Source organism: Prochlorococcus marinus (genome assembly GCF_001180245.1).
Taxonomy (GTDB): domain Bacteria; phylum Cyanobacteriota; class Cyanobacteriia; order PCC-6307; family Cyanobiaceae; genus Prochlorococcus_A; species Prochlorococcus_A marinus_F.
Genome location: NZ_CVSV01000075.1, coordinates 99465 through 121494, shown reverse-complemented (window position 1 = coordinate 121494; position 22030 = coordinate 99465). Strand labels below are relative to the sequence as shown.

General features: G+C 32.5%; 19 protein-coding genes. 11 read left to right on the top strand and 8 right to left on the bottom strand.

Annotation, left to right across the window (positions count from 1 at the left end; all coding sequences use genetic code 11):
• The first annotated feature begins 361 nt into the window (after nucleotides 1–361).
• From AMO19_RS03235 to AMO19_RS03225, 4 genes are read left to right on the top strand one after another with little or no spacing between them, the layout of a single operon-like run.
• Entirely contained in the window at nucleotides 362–1711 is a 1350-nt protein-coding gene (locus AMO19_RS03235; protein WP_075507318.1) for an arylsulfotransferase family protein, read from the top strand.
• Nucleotides 1708–1932 (top strand): hypothetical protein, encoded by a 225-nt coding sequence (locus AMO19_RS03230; RefSeq protein ID WP_075507317.1) that lies wholly within the window; start codon nucleotides 1708–1710, stop codon nucleotides 1930–1932. Before AMO19_RS03235 ends, AMO19_RS03230 begins: the two co-directional genes overlap by 4 nt.
• Nucleotides 1929–2285 (top strand): hypothetical protein, encoded by a 357-nt coding sequence (locus tag AMO19_RS08285; RefSeq protein ID WP_146255924.1) that lies wholly within the window; start codon nucleotides 1929–1931, stop codon nucleotides 2283–2285. Before AMO19_RS03230 ends, AMO19_RS08285 begins: the two co-directional genes overlap by 4 nt.
• Complete coding sequence (locus AMO19_RS03225) at nucleotides 2282–3256, top strand: sulfotransferase (protein ID WP_075507316.1); 975 nt, start codon at nucleotides 2282–2284, stop codon at nucleotides 3254–3256. The genes AMO19_RS08285 and AMO19_RS03225 overlap by 4 nt, the downstream gene beginning before the upstream one ends.
• 172 nt (nucleotides 3257–3428) lie before the next feature.
• Here the strand turns inward: AMO19_RS03225 and AMO19_RS03220 are convergent, their stop codons facing one another.
• Complete coding sequence (locus tag AMO19_RS03220) at nucleotides 3429–4217, bottom strand: TIGR01548 family HAD-type hydrolase (RefSeq protein ID WP_075507315.1); 789 nt, start codon at nucleotides 4215–4217, stop codon at nucleotides 3429–3431.
• A gap of 84 nt (nucleotides 4218–4301) precedes the next feature.
• Complete coding sequence (gene cobJ, locus AMO19_RS03215; RefSeq protein WP_075507314.1) at nucleotides 4302–6110, bottom strand: precorrin-3B C(17)-methyltransferase; 1809 nt, start codon at nucleotides 6108–6110, stop codon at nucleotides 4302–4304.
• Nucleotides 6111–6445: 335 nt separating this feature from the next.
• Here cobJ and psaA point away from each other — a divergent pair, with 335 nt between their 5' ends.
• From psaA to AMO19_RS03200, 3 genes are all read left to right on the top strand, one after another.
• Nucleotides 6446–8749, top strand: a complete 2304-nt coding sequence (gene psaA, locus AMO19_RS03210; RefSeq protein ID WP_025889445.1) for a photosystem I core protein PsaA — start codon at nucleotides 6446–6448, stop codon at nucleotides 8747–8749.
• A gap of 27 nt (nucleotides 8750–8776) precedes the next feature.
• Nucleotides 8777–11005: a photosystem I core protein PsaB gene (psaB, locus tag AMO19_RS03205; protein WP_075507313.1), complete on the top strand. Its 2229-nt coding sequence runs from the start codon at nucleotides 8777–8779 to the stop codon at nucleotides 11003–11005.
• 103 nt (nucleotides 11006–11108) lie between these two features.
• The gene (locus tag AMO19_RS03200; RefSeq protein WP_075507312.1) at nucleotides 11109–12071 is read left to right on the top strand and encodes a glycosyltransferase family 2 protein; all 963 of its coding nucleotides are present in this window, start codon (nucleotides 11109–11111) and stop codon (nucleotides 12069–12071) included.
• A gap of 4 nt (nucleotides 12072–12075) precedes the next feature.
• On the opposite strand, the gene AMO19_RS08745 is transcribed toward AMO19_RS03200, so the two are convergent.
• Nucleotides 12076–12240: a hypothetical protein gene (locus AMO19_RS08745; protein WP_257008945.1), complete on the bottom strand. Its 165-nt coding sequence runs from the start codon at nucleotides 12238–12240 to the stop codon at nucleotides 12076–12078.
• A 320-nt stretch (nucleotides 12241–12560) separates the two neighbouring features.
• Between AMO19_RS08745 and AMO19_RS03190 the strand changes: the two genes are divergently transcribed.
• Both AMO19_RS03190 and AMO19_RS03185 read left to right on the top strand, forming a co-directional pair.
• A complete protein-coding gene (locus AMO19_RS03190; protein WP_011863629.1) occupies nucleotides 12561–12674 on the top strand; it encodes a photosystem I reaction center subunit VIII in 114 nt (37 codons plus the stop codon).
• A gap of 27 nt (nucleotides 12675–12701) precedes the next feature.
• Nucleotides 12702–13301, top strand: a complete 600-nt coding sequence (locus AMO19_RS03185; protein WP_025891181.1) for a photosystem I reaction center protein subunit XI — start codon at nucleotides 12702–12704, stop codon at nucleotides 13299–13301.
• Nucleotides 13302–13365: 64 nt separating this feature from the next.
• Here the strand turns inward: AMO19_RS03185 and AMO19_RS03180 are convergent, their stop codons facing one another.
• Entirely contained in the window at nucleotides 13366–14124 is a 759-nt protein-coding gene (locus AMO19_RS03180) for a C40 family peptidase (protein ID WP_075507310.1), read from the bottom strand.
• Between the two features lie 3 nt (nucleotides 14125–14127).
• Between AMO19_RS03180 and AMO19_RS03175 the strand changes: the two genes are divergently transcribed.
• Complete coding sequence (locus AMO19_RS03175) at nucleotides 14128–15030, top strand: serine hydrolase (protein ID WP_075507309.1); 903 nt, start codon at nucleotides 14128–14130, stop codon at nucleotides 15028–15030.
• 2 nt (nucleotides 15031–15032) lie between these two features.
• Here the strand turns inward: AMO19_RS03175 and AMO19_RS03170 are convergent, their stop codons facing one another.
• Together AMO19_RS03170 and AMO19_RS03165 are read right to left on the bottom strand one after the other, a co-directional pair.
• Complete coding sequence (locus tag AMO19_RS03170) at nucleotides 15033–15245, bottom strand: hypothetical protein (protein ID WP_075507308.1); 213 nt, start codon at nucleotides 15243–15245, stop codon at nucleotides 15033–15035.
• Between the two features lies 1 nt (nucleotide 15246).
• Complete coding sequence (locus tag AMO19_RS03165) at nucleotides 15247–15870, bottom strand: recombinase family protein (protein WP_257008944.1); 624 nt, start codon at nucleotides 15868–15870, stop codon at nucleotides 15247–15249.
• A gap of 342 nt (nucleotides 15871–16212) precedes the next feature.
• Here AMO19_RS03165 and lipA point away from each other — a divergent pair, with 342 nt between their 5' ends.
• Nucleotides 16213–17106: a lipoyl synthase gene (gene lipA, locus AMO19_RS03160; protein WP_075507306.1), complete on the top strand. Its 894-nt coding sequence runs from the start codon at nucleotides 16213–16215 to the stop codon at nucleotides 17104–17106.
• A gap of 6 nt (nucleotides 17107–17112) precedes the next feature.
• On the opposite strand, the gene AMO19_RS03155 is transcribed toward lipA, so the two are convergent.
• Nucleotides 17113–17406, bottom strand: a complete 294-nt coding sequence (locus AMO19_RS03155; RefSeq protein WP_075507305.1) for a YciI family protein — start codon at nucleotides 17404–17406, stop codon at nucleotides 17113–17115.
• Nucleotides 17407–21978 carry a glutamate synthase large subunit gene (gltB, locus tag AMO19_RS03150; protein ID WP_075507304.1) on the bottom strand — a complete coding sequence of 1524 codons (4572 nt, stop codon included), beginning with the start codon at nucleotides 21976–21978 and terminating at the stop codon, nucleotides 17407–17409.
• Between the last annotated feature and the right edge of the window lie 52 nt (nucleotides 21979–22030).

Genomic DNA, 22030 nt, shown 5'->3' with positions numbered 1-22030 from the left:
CGGCTCCCTGCTAAGGAGTTACAGGAGGTAACTTTTGTCGAGGGTTCGAATCCCTCCCTCTCCGTGTTATTTAGATTCGTGGAAGTTTATAAGAGTTCGCTGAAGTTTAAGATTTACTGATATCAGAATCGAATGTGCTTAAAGGTTCGCAAAAGTTCAATATTAAGTCAACAAACTAGCGGGTAAATTGGTGGGTAAAATGTATATCTGGAGTAATAATGGTGGGTAAAGAAAACGTATTTATAGAGACCGTTCTAAGAGGTTGTGGTGGGTAAAAATATTATCTAGTAATTCATGAAGAATTTAAAAAGTAAGGTGATATAATAAAGTCAAAAAAAATATATCTACCAGACGAACTTTTATGTTCAAAAAGATTGAGATTTGGATACTTTACCTGGTTTTACTTTTAGCCATACCCGTAACAATTATTTTTGGTTCTCTAGTAAGATATGAAATTCTCGGGGTAAAGAAATACGGCATTCTTTCTAAAACAGCATTATTTATTGCAAAAGTACCTTCTACTATACGAAAGGTATTCTATTCAGATCTAAAACTTAAGGATAGATTCCCCTTATTAGATGGTTTTAATGGGACGCCAACTTTAAATGAATCTTATTTACTTCTTTCAAAATTTGATGGAGATTTACAAGAGGGAATAGTTGAACTTATTGATTTAAGAAACTTTAAGGTTTTGCATACTTGGAATCCTGATATAGATAAATTTAATAAATCAATTGAAAAAATTGATCAGTTCAAATATTTAGATAGAGACCAAAATGATTCAAGACAAAGAATAAAACATCCAAAATTAACTAGAGATGGAGGCTTATTGTTTGAGTCAGGACCACTAAGGAAAATAGATGCATGTTCTAATTTAATTTTTCAAAATAAAAAAGCCATGTTTCATCACTCTATAGAAACAGATACTGAAGAGTTCATATGGGCCCCAATTTATATTTATCCACAATCTTTACCTATTGAACAAGTTGGTAGAGATATAGTTGTTGAAGAAGGTTATCGCGATGATGGAATTGTTAAATTATCTTCTGATGGAAAAATATTATTTGAAAAGTCACTTACTCAAATTTTTATAGAAAATAATCTTGAGTATCTTTTATTCACTAAAATGGATTCAGTTTTTAATCATGATCCATTACATTTAAATGATATTCAACCAGTAAATTTTGATGGGAAGTTTTGGAAGAAAGGAGATCTTTTTTTATCTATCAGAGATCAATCAATGGTTGCACTATATCGACCTTCAACAAATAAAATTATCTGGAAAGGAACAGGTCCATTTTTTAATCAACATGATGTAGATATTCTAAATGACCACTCAATATCAGTATTTAATAATAACTCTAAGCAATTTAAAGATGGAGCTATTGTAGACGGACATAATGAAGTAATTATTTATGATTTTAAAACTAATCAATATTCTTACTATCTAAATGAAAGTTTAAAAAAAAACGATGTAAGAACTATTAAACAAGGTAGAAGTCAGATCCTTCCTAATGGCGATCTTTTTGTTGAAGAAACTAATTTTGGCAGAGCAATTTATTTCGATGCCGATGGTTTATTGAGATGGACTTATCTTAATCGAGCAAAAAATGGTAATGTTTATTTTCTTGGTTGGTCAAGAATACTTTACGACGATAAAGATATTACAATAGTAAAAAACTTCTTACATAAAAAAGGCACATGTGAATGATTGAATCAAGTAAGGAAATAAATCTATTTCCCAATTTAATAACTTTACTTCTATATATTGGACCTGGAATGGGAGGTGGTGTTATCGCTGCAATTTTTGGATTCATTGCGGCATTTTTTTTAGCATTATGGGGTATTCTTTATTATCCAATCAAACGTGCTTTTAAAAATAAGAAAAAGAAAAACACATTATCTAAAAATAAGAATCATTATAGAAAGTGAACCACTTAATAATATTGGTTATTTGTTTATTGTCTGTTGAAATATTTATCAGGTCAAATTATTTATCCTTAATCAACTCGTCATTTAAGGTAAGCAAGAAAGCAATTTCTATCATACTGAACAAAAATATTAGTGATCACTGGAAAGAATATATTATCCCAAAATATTCATTGCAGATGATGAAGTATTCAATGCAAATGTTATTAATTTTATTTTTGATTATTTTTATTTTTGTTATTGCAGATAAATTGTTTAGCGGGTTTATTGCTTTCACATTGTCTTGGAGTGGAATAATCGAATCTACATTGCTTGCATTTAGTTATGTCTACATAAGAAAACTAACTTTTAGATGAATAATTATTCTTGGTTGGAACAAAAGTTGCATAAGTTTGCTCTTTCATCGCAATTTATGCGAGAAGTAACTTTTGATTTTGAAAGTACTAGTATCGCTCCTTCAAGTAAGACTGGAGACCATGTTTTTATTACAGGACTTGCACGTTCAGGGACAACCATATTATTAAATGCACTTTATAAATCAAATATCTTTGCATCTCTGTCTTATGCTGATATGCCATTTGTCCTCGCTCCTAACCTTTGGTCTAAGATTTCCTTTAATAAGAAAAATTTAGAGTTAAAGGAAAGAGCACATGGAGATGGAATTAAAGTCTCTACAGAGTCGCCAGAAGCATTTGAGGAGGTGTTTTGGCAGACTTTTGCTGCAGAAAATAATGATGAATTAGGAGAAAAGTTCAGGGTTTATGTAGGTAATATTTTGTATAAGTATAAAAAAGAGAGATACCTTAGTAAGAATAATCAAAACATAAAAAGAATTGAATTGATTAATTCTATTTTCAGTAACTCAAAGATACTTGTTCCTTTCAGAGAACCAATACAGCATGCATATTCTTTACTGATTCAGCATAAAAAATTTATTGAGGACGCCAAAAATGATAACTTTATATCAAAATATATGAAATGGATTGGACATACCGAATTTGGTCCTAATTACATTCCTATTTACAACCAGAATCTAAATTTTCCAAATGATTTAGAAATAAATCATTGGGTTGAACAATGGTATCTTACCTATAATGATTGTTTTCAATCTTTAAAAAATAAGAAGAATATTCATTTTATATCTTATGAAAAACTTTGCTCAATGAAAGATTACTGGTTTCAAATTAAAAAATTAGTGAACATAGAGAAACCTTATGATTTTCAATTTAAAGAATCTAAAAAAGATATTCCATTAAGTATTGATAAAGTATTGAAAGAAAAAGTAATGTCTTTATATTCTGGTTTAAATGATTTAGATCTTTTGTAAAAAAGAGTGAAATATTGCATATGAAGAGATCGTTTTAAGTGATCGTGGTGGCTAATTTACCTTCATCTGGGGTCATATTTGTTCGTATTAATTCATCTGGGTTCTCTAGCGTTCTCTTTCTAGTGACTCCCTCTCCTTAATTAATTGAAAAATTTTTTAAATTTGTACTTTATTAAAACAAGTCAAGATTTATATTCTTAAGGTCATTAATAGAATTTAAAATCAAATCAGCACCTGCATTTATGAGATTTTTTTCGTACGCATTACGCTCTTTTAATAGAGATTTTAAATGTAAATGTGGGGGAGCTATTCCAAAACTTATAAATTTCTGAGATGGCACTTCTTTTCTAGCGTTTAAAACTGTATTTATATCTGCAATAGTATCTCCTACATATGCAATGGGAATATTTGATGCGCCAAGTTTATCGCTAAGAAGTTGTTTTGATAAGTTAATAAAACCTTCAGGATTAGGTTTGTCAGGAGCATCTCCCATAGATATTAATGGCGGTGATTTTAGTCCAAGTCTTTTTTCTAAAACAAATTTTGCAGAAGCAGACTCTGCACCACTCACAAAACCCCAAATTATTCCATTGCTTTCTAAAAATTCAAAAAACTTTTTATCAACTAATAACTCCTCATTCTTTATAAATCCAGACCAATGATTACTATCTTTATTTGGATCTCCTCCAAAGTAAAATTTTTCAAAACATTTAACTATCTCATTTTTTTGAGGAATTTTAAGGTTTGAGTTTTCTTTTTTTTTATATCTTTTAATAAGTTCTAAACTTAAGTCCCAGTCGTTATTCCATATCCCTTCGTTTTTGGCATTATCAATATCTACAAAACTTGGTTCCCATCCAGAAAATTTGTAAACTGTTTTTTTTAATGAAAGTCTGTAACTATTTTCTACGCTTCGTATAACACCGTCTATATCAAATAAAATTAAACCAATATTTTTCAATGAACTTTGTATTCCTTTTTATAAAAGATTAGTATTCATATTAAAAAAAAGCAAAAAAAATTTTATAGCTAATTTAATTATTATCTAAACTTCATTTTGTAAATATCCTCTGGGAGTGAGAAATATTTCATCAACTAGGCTTGTTTGAGAATTGCCAATAATAATAATTGATAACATATCAATCTCTTCAAAAGGAATAGTGTTTAAAGTAAAAAATTTTTTGGTCTGATTTTCTCTCCCTAGTTGTCTAGCTATTAAAACTGGAGTATTACCATGCCTAGATTGTAAACATATATCTATTACACTTTTTAGCTGCCAATTTCTTTCAATGGATTGAGGATTAAATAAAGCTATTACAAAGTCACCCACAAGAGCTCCTTCAATTCTTTTTTCTATTAAAGACCATGGAGTTAATTTATCACTTAAGCTTACTGAACAAAAGTCATTCATTAGTGGTGCTCCACTAATCGCAGCCGCTAATTGAACACTACTTATACCTGGATGTACTTCAAAGAAAGGTCTATATTCTTTTTTGATTTTTTGAAGTAATTCTAAAAGTAAACCTGCCATGCCATAATAACCAGACTCACCTGAAGAAATTAAGGCTACTTTAATTCCTTCCTCAGCTAGATTAATTGCTTTACTGCATCTCTCTTTTTCTTCAGTAAGTTTACTTTCAATTAAAACTTGGTCACTCCTTTTTAAGGACTTAATTAAATCTAAATACATTTTGTATCCGATCCAAACAGTACATCTAGAAAGTGCTTTTTTAGCATCATTTGTTAGGTAAGATAAATCTCCAGGCCCACTTCCAATAATATGGATTTCGCCATGGGTTGGATTATATTGATTTTTAGATTCTGCTACAGAGATAGTTACTGCGCCAGATTGATTTTTAAAAACTCTTTTTTCTGCTAATAATTTTGATTCTTCTCCTGCTGCCAATATGCAAGACGCTTCTGCTACGGACGGTGTGCCAATTTCCTCTTGTACGATATTTGATGGATTTGGAACAATTATTTTTGAAAGATCTTCTTTGGTAAAAAACTTAATAGGCAAGTTATTTTCTTCTGCGAGTTCTAAAATCCCTTTTTCATCTTTTTTAATATCAATAGTTGCAAATCCCGCTATGGAGTGAAATGATAAATTACTTGACTTAAAAAATTTTTTTAAAGAATTTGCTATTAAGTCTTTGGATGTATTTCTTTCACATCCAATGCCAATCCATAATACAGGCGGGTGCCAAGTAATTTCATGATTTTCGAAAACACTCACATGAAAAGTTGCGTCTGGGTTTTCAATTTCTTTTTCATTAATTTGATTAATAATCTCCCCTGATTCTGAATTTTTCCATAAGCTATTACCAGACAATTGTTTGCAAAATATTTTTTCGTTCTTAGCTTGTTTAATTACTAGTTTTGACCAATCCTTTATTTTGCCTGACCTTTGCCAACCCCATTGATTCCCAAATGCATCAAGATTTAAGAAGCTTTGATCACTGGAATTATTAGTTTCTATTATTTCGCCACCGAGTAAATTAGCAATTTGACATGCAATATTTTGCGCATTTGACTGATGCAAACCAATTAAAGGAACTATCTTGGAACATTTGTTATCTATAACTATTACACCAGGATCTTGATCTTTTGAGGTTAAAAAAGAATTTATTATGCGTATTGATGCAGCGATGGAGCCTATAAAAATTATTAAATCTATTTCTGGCCATTTTTTAAGTAAGATTTCTTTAGGTTTTTGTACTTGAATAAGTTCATTTTCCTTACCATCCTCTTTTGAAGAACTAGCTATATATATTTCTTTGACAAATTCTGTTTTTTTAAGCCTTTTTAAAATTTCGTTTGAATTATTAGATAGACCTATAGCAATTCCTTTCAAATTAGAAACTATTGACAGTTACATTGAAAATTATATCCTGTTGCTGGATTTAAAAAATTTTCTTTGAAATATAAAAAAAAATTTAAGAAATTTATGTAAAATCTGAGTAAAAATACTCATAGTCTAGTCATAGGCAAGAATTTAACAAAATATTCATATAGTAACAATCATTAGAACATTTGTTACGTTAATGCATAACGAAAGAATCTTTGCCTTATTATTTTTGAAACGAATATCTAAAGTTTCCGAGGATTCGTTTTCTTGAACATTATCATTATAAATAAGTTCGAGTTCCGATCAATCGGCTTTAATGTCAATTATTTTCGAGGTGCTAGATGACCATCAGCCCACCAGAAAGTGGAGAAAAAAACAAAAAAGTTTTGGAAGATCCTGTAAAGGCCGATCCAAGACCTATTGATTTTGCCAAATTAGATAAGCCAGGTTTCTGGTCAAGTAAATTATCTAAGGGTCCAAAAACTACAACTTGGATCTGGAATTTGCATGCTGACGCACATGATTTTGATGTGCATACAGGCGATGCTGAAGAAGCAACAAGAAAAATCTTTTCAGCTCATTTTGGACATCTTGCAGTCATTTTTATATGGATGAGTGCAGCATTTTTCCATGGAGCAAGATTTTCTAATTATTCAGGTTGGTTAGCTGACCCAACTCATGTTAAACCTGGTGCTCAACAAGTTTGGGCAATAGTTGGCCAAGAAATGCTAAATGCTGATCTTGGAGCTAACTACAACGGAATTCAAATCAGTTCAGGAATTTTCCACATGTGGCGAGCATGGGGAATAACTAATGAAAGTGAACTGATGGCTTTAGCAATTGGTGCTGTAGTAATGGCTGCACTTATGCTTCATGCAGGAATCTTTCATTATCACAAAGCAGCTCCAAAAATGGAGTGGTTCCAAGATATTGAGTCTATGCTTAACCACCATATAGCTGGTTTAGTAGGATTAGGATCTTTAGCATGGGCTGGTCATTGTATTCATATCGGAGCTCCTACTGCAGCTCTCTTAGATGCAATTGATGCAGGATCTCCTTTAGTAATAAATGGTAAAGAAATAGCAACTATTGCAGATATGCCTATGCCGCATCAACTCTGTGATCCACAAATCATCGGTCAGATATTTCCAGGATTAGCAAGTGGTACAGGTAATTTCTTTAGTTTGAACTGGTTAGCTTTCTCGGATTTCCTTACCTTCAAAGGTGGCCTTAACCCTGTGACAGGAAGTTTATGGATGACTGATGTTTCACATCATCACTTAGCTTTTGGTGTAATAGCAATCATTGGTGGTCATATGTATAGGACCAATTATGGTATTGGTCATAGTATGAAAGAAATATTAGATTCACAACAAGGAGACCCAATATTATTTCCTGCTCCTAAAGGTCATCAAGGTCTTTTTGAGTTCATGGCAGAAAGTAGACATGCCCAGCTTGCAGTAAACCTAGCAATGCTTGGATCAATTAGCATACTTGTATCTCATCATATGTATGCGATGCCTCCATATCCATACATAGCTACTGACTACATGACAGTTCTTGGATTATTTACTCATCACATGTGGATAGGTGGATTATTCATAGTAGGTGCAGGCGCGCATGCTGGAATTGCAATGGTTAGAGATTATGATCCAGCAAAACATATTGATAATGTATTAGACAGAATCCTCAAAGCAAGAGATGCCTTAATCAGTCACTTGAACTGGGTATGTATGTGGTTAGGATTCCATAGTTTTGGACTTTACATTCACAACGACACTATGAGGGCTTTGGGTAGACCTCAAGATATGTTTAGTGATTCTGCAATCCAACTTCAGCCAATTTTTGCTCAATGGGTACAGAGTATTCAAGCATCTGCTGTTGGAACTTCTCTTTTAGCAGGTACTGCAGAAGCTTTACCTCACAAAGCTTTAAGTGAGGTTTTTAATGGAAGTTTAGTTGAAGTTGGTGGAAAGGTTGCTATTGCTCCAATTCCACTAGGCACAGCTGATTTAATGATTCATCATATTCATGCTTTCCAAATTCACGTAACTGTTTTGATACTTCTCAAAGGAGTTCTTTATGCAAGAAGTTCAAGGTTGATCCCTGATAAAGCTTCTTTAGGATTTAGATTCCCTTGTGATGGACCTGGAAGAGGTGGTACATGTCAAGTTTCTTCATGGGACCACGTGTTCTTAGCACTTTTCTGGATGTATAACTGTTTATCAATTGTAATTTTCCACTTCTCTTGGAAAATGCAGAGTGATGTTTGGGGACTCACTGGTGGTAACTTCGCACAAAGTTCCATTACAATTAATGGTTGGTTAAGAGATTTCCTTTGGGCTCAAGCTTCTCAAGTATTAACAAGTTATGGTCAATCAATAAGCATGTACGGTTTGATGTTCTTAGGAGCTCACTTCATATGGGCATTTAGTTTAATGTTCCTCTTTAGTGGAAGGGGATATTGGCAAGAATTATTCGAATCAATTGTTTGGGCGCATAACAAACTTAAAGTTGCTCCAACGATTCAACCAAGAGCTTTATCTATCACCCAGGGTAGAGCAGTAGGTGTAACACACTTCCTTGTTGGTGGTATTGCTACCACATGGGCCTTCTTCCATGCTCGCCTTTTCGGGCTGGGCTAAAAACCTGAACTTCACCTTTTTAATTCAATGGCAACAAAATTTCCATCATTTAACCAGGGTCTAGCTCAGGACCCCACAACCCGACGAATATGGTACGGAATAGCTACCGCTCACGACTTTGAAAGTCATGATGGTATGACCGAAGAAAAGCTTTATCAGAAGCTTTTCTCTACACATTTTGGTCATCTAGCAATAATCGCTCTCTGGGTAGCTGGTAACTTATTTCATATTGCGTGGCAAGGTAACTTCGAGCAGTTTGTACTTGATCCAACTCACGTTAGACCTATTGCTCATGCTATTTGGGACCCACATTTTGGATCTGGTATCACAGAAGCTATGACACAAGCTGGAGCTAGTGGCCCAGTAAACATAGCTTACTCAGGTCTCTACCATTGGTGGTACACAATTGGAATGAGAACTAATGAGCAACTCTTCCAAGCTTCAATATTCATGAGTATTTTGGCTTGTTGGACTCTATTTGCAGGTTGGTTACACTTACAGCCAAAATTCAGACCCTCTCTAGCTTGGTTTAAAAATGCAGAATCAAGATTAAATCATCATTTAGCTGTTTTATTTGGTTTTAGTAGTATTGCTTGGACAGGTCATTTGGTTCATGTTGCTATACCTGAATCAAGAGGTCAGCATGTAGGTTGGGATAACTGGTTAACAGTACTTCCACACCCTGCAGGTCTAGCTCCTTTCTTTACTTTAAACTGGGGGGCATATGCCCAAAATCCTGATTCTCTAGATCAGGTGTTTGGAACAGCTGAGGGAGCTGGTACAGCAATCTTTACTTTCTTAGGTGGTCTTCATCCTCAAAGTGAAGCATTATGGCTTACTGACATTGCTCATCATCATATCGCGATTGGAACAGTTTTCGTAATTGCTGGTCATATGTATAGAAATACATTCGGTATTGGCCATAGCCTCAAAGAAATTACAGAAGCTCATAATACAAGACATCCTAATGATCCTCATAAAGGTAGTTTCGGAATTAACCACGATGGAATATATGAAACTGTAAATAATTCATTACATTTCCAACTTGGACTAGCATTAGCATCACTTGGTGTAGCAACTTCTCTAGTAGCGCAACATATGGGTGCACTTCCTTCTTATGCTTTCATTGCAAGGGACTACACCACACAATCTGCTTTATATAGTCATCATCAGTACATAGCAATGTTTTTGATGGTTGGTGCTTTCGCACATGGTGCTATTTTCTTTGTTAGAGATTACGATCCAGAATTAAACAAAGATAATGTATTAGCAAGAGTGCTTGGAACAAAGGAAGCTTTGATAAGCCACCTTAGTTGGGTAACAATGTTGCTTGGATTCCATACTCTTGGAATTTATGTTCATAACGATGTTGTTGTGGCTTTTGGTAATCCTGAAAAGCAAATTCTAATCGAGCCAGTATTTGCTCAATTCGTTCAAGCTGCTCAAGGTAAGATGATGTACGGCTTTAATGCTTTATTATCTGATCCTACAAGTTCAGCAACTCTCGCAGCTAATTCATTACCAGGTAATCATTACTGGATGGATCTTATCAATAGGCAAGATGCATTAAGTGCTTTCTTACCAATCGGGCCAGCTGATTTCTTAGTTCACCATGCTATCGCTTTAGGTCTTCATACAACTGCATTAATTCTTATCAAAGGTGCTCTTGATTCTAGAGGAACAAAATTAATTCCTGATAAGAAAGATTTAGGTTATGCTTTCCCTTGCGATGGACCCGGACGTGGAGGCACTTGTGATAGCTCATCTTGGGATGCTATGTACTTAGCTATGTTTTGGGCATTAAATTTACTAGCATGGGTTACTTTCTACTGGCATTGGAAACACCTAGCAATTTGGCAGGGTAATGTAGCACAATTTAACGAATCAGGAACTTATCTAATGGGTTGGTTCAGAGATTATCTTTGGTTAAACTCTGCTCAACTTATTAATGGATATAATCCATTTGGAGTAAATTCTCTATCTCCTTGGGCTTGGATGTTCCTATTCGGTCACTTAGTTTGGGCTACTGGTTTCATGTTCCTAATATCATGGCGTGGTTATTGGCAAGAGTTAATTGAAACATTAGTTTGGGCACATCAGCGTACTCCAATTGCTAACCTTGTTGGCTGGAGAGATAAGCCAGTTGCACTTTCAATTGTTCAAGCTAGATTAGTTGGACTAGCACATTTCACGATTGGGAACATACTTACATTTGGGGCATTTGTTATAGCATCCACATCAGGTAAGTTTGGTTGAATTTCCCTTAAATAATTTAAATCACCACATTTGTGGTGATTTTTTTTGTTTAATTTTTATGTTCTAAATTAAGTTAAAATTGTGTAATTATTATTAAATATAAATGTCAGATATAAAACAATTAATTTCTATTATCGTCCCTGTTTTCAATGAAAGCGAGAGTGTTGGTCTTTTATTGGATGAAGTTATAAATGTAATGTCATCTCATAAATTTAATTTTGAATTGATTGTTGTAAATGATGGTTCTAAAGATAATACTCATCAAGTATTAAAGCAACTAACTCTCAAAATTAAAGAATTGTCAGTAATTTCCCTTCGCAAAAATTATGGTCAAACTGCAGCAATGTCAGCTGGCTTTGATAATTCTAAGGGCGACATTGTTATTACTTTGGATGGTGATTTACAGAATGATCCAAATGACATTCCATTATTAATTTCAGAAATTAATAATGGTTATGATTTGGTTTGTGGTTGGAGGTTTGATAGAAAAGATAAATTAATTAATAGAAAGATACCATCAAAAATAGCGAATAAGTTAATAGCTCACGTAACAGGTTTGAAGTTGCATGACTATGGTTGCTCATTAAAAGCGTTTAAGAAAGAAATAATAGAAGATATAAAGTTATATGGGGAACTTCACAGGTTTTTACCCGTTTTAGCAACTATTGAAGGTGCAAGAATCAAAGAAATTAAAGTAAATCATAGGAGCAGGCAATATGGATCTAGTAAATATGGAATTGATAGAACTTTTAGAGTTTTAATGGATTTACTAACTGTTTGGTTTATGACTAAATTTTTAACAAGACCGATGTATGGATTTGGTTTTGTTGGGATTATAAGTATTTTTTTTAGCCTTGCGATAAGTTCTTATTTGATAGTTTTAAAAATAATGGGTGAGGATATTGGAAATCGTCCTTTGCTGATGTTTGCATTAATATTAGGAATTGCTGGTGTTCAATTATTTAGCTTTGGATTATTGAGCGAACTTTTAATTAGAACATATCATGAAAGTCAAAGTCGTCCAATTTACAGAATTAGATCAATAAACAATGCTAAGCAAAATTGATTTTTTACTTGAACTTTCTTATTAATAAAGCTGAAATTTCAACGACTTTAGGCGAAATATCTCTTAAGCCTTTTCGTAAAATCGGTAATGTTGATTTATCAGACAATTCTTCTGCAATTTTTAAGGCCTTTAATTTATTTTCTGTATCACCCTGAAAAAGACTAATCATTTTATTTCTTTGAGAATTTTTATAAAATACTGAGTACTTTTTTTCTTCGTTATTGTATAAATAACTATTTTTTTTAGACAGAAATTTATTATTACTTTTTTTATTTTTGTTTAATTTAATAGAATTTAAATTGCTTTGATTTATTAACTTTTTAAAGCTTCTTTTTTTAAAAACTAGAAGTAATATTCCTATAAAAATAATAAGTAAAATTGCGAAAAAATTTAACATGTAAAAAGTTAATAATTTTTATATCATCCAGTAATAAAATTAACATTATTTCGCTGATAAATACTAAAGTGTTTAAAGATGTTTAAAGAACTATGCCATCTGATTTACCAAGTCTTTTACCCTCAATTTTTGTTCCATTAATTGGTATAGCAATGCCTGCTGTTTTTATCGTATTGATTGGAAGATTAATTACAGCAACTGAATAAATTATCAAACACTAAACTATTAAAAAAATGAGCGACTTTCAAAAATCATTCTCTGAATCAACAAGTTCTATTAAGTTTGATGAGAAATACATAGATACTTCTGTACAACCAAATGATATTGGCGTAGCAGAACAATGGGCAGTAAAAACAGTTGCTGATCCTTGTGTTGGTAATTTAGCTACTCCAGTTAATAGTGGTTATTTTACAAAAGCCTTTATAAATAATTTACCTTTTTACAGAGAAGGTATTTCCCCTAATTTTAGAGGTTTAGAAACTGGAGCAGCTTTTGGATATCTTCTATACGGACCTTTTACCATGACTGGCCCATTAAGAAATTCTGAATTTGCTTTAACAGCTGGACTTCTCGCTACTATTGGAGCTGTTCATATTTTGACAGCACTTTTTGTTTTATACAATGCACCTGGTAAAGCACCTAATGTTCAACCTCCAGATGCGACTGTTAATAATCCGCCAAAGGACTTATTTACAAGAGCTGGTTGGGCTGATTTTACAAGTGGATTTTGGTTAGGTGGATGTGGAGGAGCTGTTTTTGCTTGGTTACTTGTTGGGACATTACACTTAGATACCATAATGCCAATCATTAAAAATATTTGGACTGCTGGTTAATTTCTAAATAAAAGAATAAGTAATATTCAAATTTAATTTAAAATTTTAAGGTGAGCTCTATTAATTAACGTATAGTGCGGTCCCATCTATAATTTCTAACTACTCTGCCTGCCGAAATAAGTTTAGATTTATAATGCAATGAGATTTTATCAGTAGACTTTTTTAGGGTATCTAAACCTATTCCATTTCTGCCAAAATCCTTTCCAGAGCTATGGTAATAGAATCCGTCTCCTTTGTAGATTCCAATATGATCACATTTTTCTTCATTTCCAAAAAATAAAAGATCGCCGGGTCGCAGAGCTGCATATGATTCTTTGTAATAAAAAAGGTGCTTACAAAAACTTTTTATTTGAAAAGAGTCTCGAGGTATATAAATTTGATGCTTTAAAAAAGCAGTCTGAATTAATCCAGAACAATCAAAATTGGGTCCTAATGTACCTCCCCAAAGATATTCATTATTTAACTCAGATTGATCCTTGATCCATTTTAAAATTGAGGTAACTTTATCTTTTATAAAGAATTGTTCATTTCCTAAACTGTAATTTTTTTTGAATTCGTATTTCTCAATAATTAATCCATCTAAATTTATCCAACAGACGTAACCATCTTCATATAGTTGAACTAGTATTCTTGAAAATTTATGGTTGTTTTGATAAATATTTGGATAAATAACCCTAAAAATTCTATTTTTAAATATTTCAGTAACTAATTTATCTTCTATTTCATTTTGATATCCCGAAATATTAACTTTTAATTTCCACCAAATAGTTTTTGAAAAATTAGTTTGTTTAAATAGTGAAATAGGATTTTTATAATTTTCCATACAATGTCCTTTTACTATTTAAGTGAAGAGATGAGTCTAGCCTTAAATGATATTTTAGGGAGAGTATGCTCTTACAATCAGGATTTTTCAAGTGAAGATATTGCCATAACTTGGATTAATTATAAAAGTGAGAATAAAAGTGTATTTAAAGGTTTTGGTACTGGCATAAATAATAAAAAAATGGTTTACCCTGCCAGCATAGTCAAGTTGGTTTATGGTCTTGCTACATATTATTGGATTAAAAAAGGAAGTTTATTATTATCGGATGAAATTATTGATGCTGTTAGAAAAATGTTATCTTTCTCAAGTAATAATGCAACAAGCTTCTTAATTGATTTACTTACTGGAACAACTAGTGGGCCTTGTATTGAGGGCGAATCATGGGAAAATTGGAAATATCAAAGAAGTATAATAAACGATTGGCTACATGATTTACATTGGGAGGAATTGAGTGGTTTAAATTGCTGCCAGAAGACTTGGGATGATGGACCATTTGGTCGTGAAAAAGAATTCTATGGAGATAATAATAAAAATAGAAACGCTATGAATTCTGATTCGGCTGCAAGGGTTTTGGAGGAAATTATGATTCATATTGATTACCAAAAAAATGATTTAAATTTACGAAGTTTTTTAAAAAGAAATTTAGATAAAGTTGTTCTTCAAAAAGATTCTCTTAATCAAATAGATGGTTTTTTGGGTGCAGGCTTACCAGAAAGCATTAATCTTTGGAGTAAAGCAGGCTTAATGTCAGAAGTTAGACATGATTCTGCTTGGTGGACTAATAGTCAATCTCTACACACTTTATTAGTTGTTTTTTGTGATGGTGAAAAATATTCTAAAGATTCTTCTTTCCTACCATTAATATCAAAAGAAGTATATGAATTTAATAAAAAATATACTATTTAGGACTAAATTGAATCTTCTAAGAAATTAGAATCTAATTTGTCAGTATATGCTTCGTAAGGCAACATCATTACTTCTTCAAAATCTAAATCATTCATAATCCATTCTCTATATTCAGCTAATAAACTTTTTCTATCTTCATTATTTAATTCATAAATACGCAACGCTGTATCTTTAAAATTTTCTTTAATTAAATTTTCAATGTCTTTCCTCTTCATTTTATGTTAGTTCTCCTTCCAAAATTACTCTTCTTATTGTTGACAACGCAATTCCTGTTTGTGATCTGATTGATCGATAAGAATATCCTTCATTACGCAATCTGATTACTAAAGATTCTTTTAGAGGACTTATTTTGGGTCTTCCTCCCAAATTATTTCCAGATAATTTTCTGCGTAATAGTTGTTCTTTTTTTCTTTCACCTAAACTTTTGTCTTCTAAATTATCTAATTCATATAAAATCTTAAAAATTGAAGAATTTGAATTATAAGATTCATTAGCAGCAAAAAAACCAGTCGAAGTTCGCAATTGAATATCCTTATTAATAAGTTTATTTATTGTTATCAAACATTCTTTTTTGTTTTTAAATGCTCGATCAAGCTGAGTAATTATTAATTGATCGCCTTTTGATAGGGAATTTATAGCTTTATTGAGTTGGGGTTTGATTTCTTCATCTAAACTTATAAATTCAGAGAACACTATACTGCAACCCTCTTCCTTCAAAAATTTTATTTGCTCTTCTAAATATTCATATTCATTATGAGAAGCTCTAGCATAACCTATTGCTTTAAAGTTTTTATTTTTTTCCGATAATAAAATACGTTTTCTTTTAAATTTAAAAGTCAATGTTTTATTACATATATTTTTTACTGTATCAAATAATATTAAAAAAAACACTTTTTAGTACAAAATAATCAATGTAATATTAATTTTTTAGCTATATTTAAGAAAAAGTATGTTCTGATTACTATAATAAAAATAACGTTATGAAATCTGATTCAATTTTAGTTAATGAAACACGAACGTTGTGTTACGAGTAAATTTAATTTAGATTTTCTAAATCGCAGAAGGATTAGTTGAATCCATTTATTTATTTACTTCTGTTGAATGTGCTTCGTCTTTGAAATTATAAATAGTTAATTCATCTTGTTTTTAGTAAAATAAAATTACAGGTCAAGAAGATTTAATGTGACTAATAATCCTAATAGTTTAATTTCAAAACCTGAATGGTTAAGGGTCAAAGCACCACAAGTTGAGCGTATTGGTAATACTGCAAATTTATTAAATGATTTAAATCTCAATACCGTATGTCAAGAAGCAAGCTGTCCAAATATCGGCGAATGTTTTGCTAGTGGAACTGCAACTTTCCTCATAATGGGTCCTGGTTGTACTAGGGCATGTCCATATTGCGATATTGATTTTGATAGATCTAAGAGAGACTTAGACCCAACTGAACCATATCGTTTAGCCGAAGCTGTTTTTAGAATGAAGCTTAAGCATGTTGTAATCACATCAGTTAATAGAGACGATCTTGAGGATGGTGGCGCATCTCAATTTTTTCAATGTGTGCATCTAATAAGAGAAAAATCTCCTGAAACTACAATTGAGCTTCTAATACCTGATCTTTGTGGCAACTGGAAAGCGCTTGAAAAAGTTCTTGATTCAAATCCAAACGTTTTAAACCACAATATTGAGACTGTGTCTTCGCTATATAAAAAAGTAAGACCTCAAGGCAAATATGAAAGAACTCTTGAGTTGCTTAAAAGAACCAGAGACTATTCTCCCAAAATATATACAAAGTCAGGCTTTATGCTTGGTTTAGGGGAAAAAGACGAGGAGGTCTTGAGTCTGCTTAAGGATTTAAAAAGTAATTTCGTTGATATTGTTACTATTGGCCAATATTTATCTCCTGGCCCTAATCATTTACCTGTGAAAAGATTTGTAAGTCCTTCAAAATTTAACTACTTTAAAGCGTTCGGGGAAAAAGATTTAAACTTCATGCAAGTAGTTAGTTCTCCTTTAACTCGTAGTAGCTACCATGCTGAAGAGATTCAAAAACTTATGAAAAAGTATCCAAAATAGTTATATTTATTTATTTGGATCTACCCACTCATTTAATTTCCATTCAACTAGATCATTTTTAATCATTGGATCATTCTTAATTATTTTTAGTGCATTTCTATAATTATCCATCTCAAGAATAAGTAATCCGCCGTCACCTGGCCTATTTAACTTATCTACCAAAAATCCAGTTTTTATATTAATTCCCTCTTTTTTTGATTTTTTTACCCAATAAATATGTTCGTTAATTATTTTTCGTTTTAAATCATTATTAATTAAGTATTCTTTTTTTATAATTTCAGTTTTTACAAAGAAAGGCATTTACATTTTTTTTATACCAAGCATCTCTTCTTCGCTTGGGGGAACAATCAGTTTGAAAGTACTCTTAAAATGAGACCAATTTTCAATTATTTTGGCAGCCTTTAAGCTATTTGTTTTTGCTTGATATTCTCTAATAATTTCCAATAAGATATTTTCCTGCTTTGATGAAGTTATTTGATGAATGCTTACTATTTCTTTATTTACTTTATTACTTAAATCATTATTTTCATCGATTATAAAAGCTATTCCACCAGTCATGCCCGCACCAATATTCCTTCCTGTGGAACCTAGAATAACAACTTTCCCACCAGTCATGTATTCACAACAATGATCACCTGCTCCTTCTGTTACCGCTGTAGCACCACTATTTCTAACAGCAAATCTTTCTCCCGATTTTCCTAATGCAAATAATTTTCCACCTGTTGCTCCATAAAGACAAGTATTTCCCAGGATGACTTGTTCGGAGGAGATTTCATTTATTTTTGGTGGAATTATTGTGAGGATTCCTCCATTCATTCCTTTACAAACATAATCATTAGCTTCTCCAATTAATTGAACATTCATTCCCTTCAATAAAAATGCACCAAAGCTTTGTCCTGCATATCCTTTGAAATTTAAGTTGAGTTCGCCATTGAAGCCAGTGTTGCCATGAAGTTCTGCGATTTCGCCTGATATTTTCGCACAAACACTTCTATCTGTATTTTTTATCTCAATTTCTTTGGTTAATATTTCGTGATTTTTAATTGAATCTATAAATTTAGGATCAGACAAAAACTCGTCTTCTAATACAGAACCATTAGTATGGGCAGTTTTTATATGATTTAACCATGATCTATCAGGGGTTGAGTGTTTATTTACTAAAGAAGAAAGATCGATATTAGAGGTTTTTGGAAGATCGATATTTCTTTCAGAAAGAAATTCTTGATTACCAATCAGTTCTTCCATATTAGAAACACCGATACTACTCATTATCTGTCTTACTTCTTCAGCAATATACAAGAAAAAATTTACGACATTTTCTGGAATACCTTTAAATCTTTTTCTTAATTCTTCTTTTTGAGTGGCAACTCCAACAGGACACTTGTTGGTATGACAAACCCTAGCCATTATGCATCCTTCAGCAATCATCGCAACAGAACCAAAACCGTATTCTTCAGCACCTAGTAAAGCTGCAATAACTACGTCCCAGCCTGTTTTAAGGCCTCCATCTGTTCTCAAAATTACTCTTTCGCGTAAGTTATTCTCTAAGAGAGATTTATGAACCTCAGCAACACCAAGTTCCCATGGCAAACCTGCATGTTTAATAGAACTCAGGGGTGAAGCACCTGTACCTCCGTCATGGCCTGATATTTGAATTACATCTGCATTAGCTTTGCTTACTCCAGCGGCAATAGTGCCTATACCAATTTCAGAAACAAGTTTAACGCTTACTTTCGCTTTTGGATGAACTTGGTGTAAGTCATGGATAAGTTGAGCTAAATCTTCAATTGAATATATATCATGATGCGGGGGAGGAGATATTAAAGCTACTCCAGGTTTACTATTTCTTAGTTTTGCGATGTAAGAATCAACTTTTGGACCAGGTAATTGTCCTCCCTCTCCGGGTTTCGCACCTTGAGCCATTTTTATTTCGAGTTGTTTTCCACTTCTTAGATATTCAGGTGTAACTCCAAATCTTCCGGATGCTATTTGTTTAATAGCTGAGCATGCTGTATCTCCATTCTTTAATCCTTTAATAAATGGCAAAGTCGCTGACTGAGTATTATCATCGATATCATTTAAAACATTAAAACGAGCTGGATCTTCTCCCCCTTCTCCACTATTACTTTTTCCACCTATTCTATTCATTGCAACTGCTAAAACTTCATGCGCTTCTCTGGATAAAGCACCTAAACTCATTCCTCCAGTACAGAACCTTTTGCAAATTGATTCAACACTTTCAACGTCCTCTAATGGAATACTTTTTCTTTTTGAATTAATTGTAAGTAAATCTCTAAGAGATGTTGTCGGTCTATTACTAATAAGTTTTTTGTAAGTTTCAAAATGATCGTATCCTGGCCCTTGTTTTACCGCTGAATGTAAAACTTTGGACATCTCTGGGTTATTGGAATGATATTCTCCATTATTTCTAAATTGTACAAATCCCAAAAATTCTAATTTCTTTAAATCGATCTCTGGATAGGCTTTCGTATGTATTGAAAGTGTTTCATTAGTTAATTCTTTTAGTGTTATGCCAGCGATACGACTTGTTGTACCATCAAAAGCAATTTTTATTAAGTCAGATCCAAGGCCTACAGCTTCAAAAATTTGTGCACCATGGTAACTAGATAAAAGTGAGATGCCTATTTTTGAGAGAATTTTTCTTAGACCGTCTTCTAGAGCTTTTTTAATATTTTCTTGAACATCAACTATTGATAATGGATTTATTTTTTTGCTATCAATGAGTTTTTGTGTTTTTGGATGTTTTAACCAGTGTCTACCTGCTTCGAAGGTCAACCAAGGGCAAACTGCACTTGCTCCATAACCAATTAAACAAGCTAAGTGATGTGTGCTCCAACATTGACCAGTCTCAATTATTAGAGAAGCTTTTAGTCTGATTTCTTTTTTAAGAAGATAATGATGAATTGCTCCAACAGCAAGTAAAGGAGGTATGAAAGTCTTTTTAGGATTAATTCCCTTATCAGAAATAATAATTAGAGAGCAACCTTCTTTTATAGACAGCTCACTCTGTTTACAGATTAGTTTTAATTGGTTCTCTAAGCCTTGAATACCTTCCTCTAAATCAAACAAACTTGAAATTGTCTGAGATTTAATTTTTGATTTTTTGATGGAAATGAGTTCTTCCTCATTTAGAATCGGACTTTGTAAATGAATAAAAGGTTTAGCATCTTTAATTTCAAAAGGTGTACATCTTTCTCCTAGATGCATCTCTAAACTCATTACAAGTTTTTCTCTCAGAGGGTCAATAGGAGGATTAGTAACTTGCGCAAATCTTTGCTTAAAATAGTCGTATAAAATATGCGGCTTAGATGAAAGAACTGCTAATGGGATGTCGTCACCCATGCAATAAGTAGGCTCTTTAGCTAATGAAGCCATTGAATCTAAGACAAGGTCATTATCTTCCGCTGAAAAACCGTATGCAGTTTGTTGTTGCAACAACTCAAGGTCTTTTAGTTTGCAGTCTTTAACCCATTCATTATTTTCAATTTTTATAGTTCTATTACTGAGAAGATTTTTATAATTATGCCTTTGAGCGGCTTCAGATTTTACTTCCCAATTTCTTAGGATTCTATTCTGATGAAAATCAACTGCCAACATTTGTCCCGGACCTAATCGACCTTTTTCTATTACTCTTTCTTCTTCAAGGTCTACTACTCCTGTTTCAGAACCCATTATTACAAAACCATCATTTGTGATTGAATATCTTGCTGGTCTTAGGCCATTTCTATCAAGCGTTGCTCCGACAAAATTTCCATCAGCAAATACAAGTAGTGCTGGACCATCCCAAGCTTCTTGTAGGCTTGCAGAATATTCATAAAAAGCTTTTATATACTCTTTCTCCTCAAGTTCTGGTTGATCTCTAAATGCTTCAGGAACAAGTTTTAATAATGAGTCAGTAATGGGCTGACCTGAACGAATATTGATTTCAAGGGTTGCATCAAGATTTGATGAATCACTTTTGTTTACATCTACAATAGGCTTAATTTCATTGGATAACTCTCCCCAAAAATCATCTATATGTGTTTCTGAAGCTTTAGCCCAATTAATATTGCCTAAGAGAGTATTTATTTCGCCATTATGACCCAAAAATCTCATGGGCTGAGCTAGTGGCCATTTTGGAAGTGTATTGGTACTAAATCTACGATGATAAACAGAAAATGAAACTTTAAAACTCTCTTCTTTAAGATCTTGATAAAACTCGGATAATATTTCAGAGCGAACCATACCTTTATAAACAACTGTTTGAGAACTTAGTGAGGCAAAATAAAACTCACAATCCCCAACATCATTTTTGAAAGTTTCTCTTATTTTTTTCTCAATTCTTTTCCTTAATTGAAATAGAAGCCTTTCAACATCCTTATCATCTTTTTTATCTATATATATTATCCACTGACAGATGAATGGAGCATTTGCTTTAGCTAAAGGACCTAAGATTTCATTATTAACGGGTACTGTTCTCCAAGATGTTTTGTTGACGTTTAATTTTTCTGCTTCTTCATCACATATTGATTTACATATTTCAATTTTTTCTTTTTTATTGGGCATAAAAACCATGCCTAAACCTCTATTAAATTCTTGAGTATTTTTAAGATTAAGTTTCTCTTCTAGATATCCCCATGGAATTGAACATAAAATACCTGCTCCATCTCCTGAGTCACTATCTCCTCCACAACCTCCTCTATGCTCCATGCAGTTGAGGCCCTTTAGAGATTGTTTAAGGATCCAGTTGCTTTCTATTCCTTCAACATTTGCTACGAAACCAACTCCACATGCGTCTTTCTCCCCACTTATTCCATTTGGGGAATAACTATCTTGATATGGGCCAACGATTCTTTTGATACTCTCTCCCATAGATTATTTAATTCTATTTAGTTATTTATGTATTTCTATTATAAAAATAAAT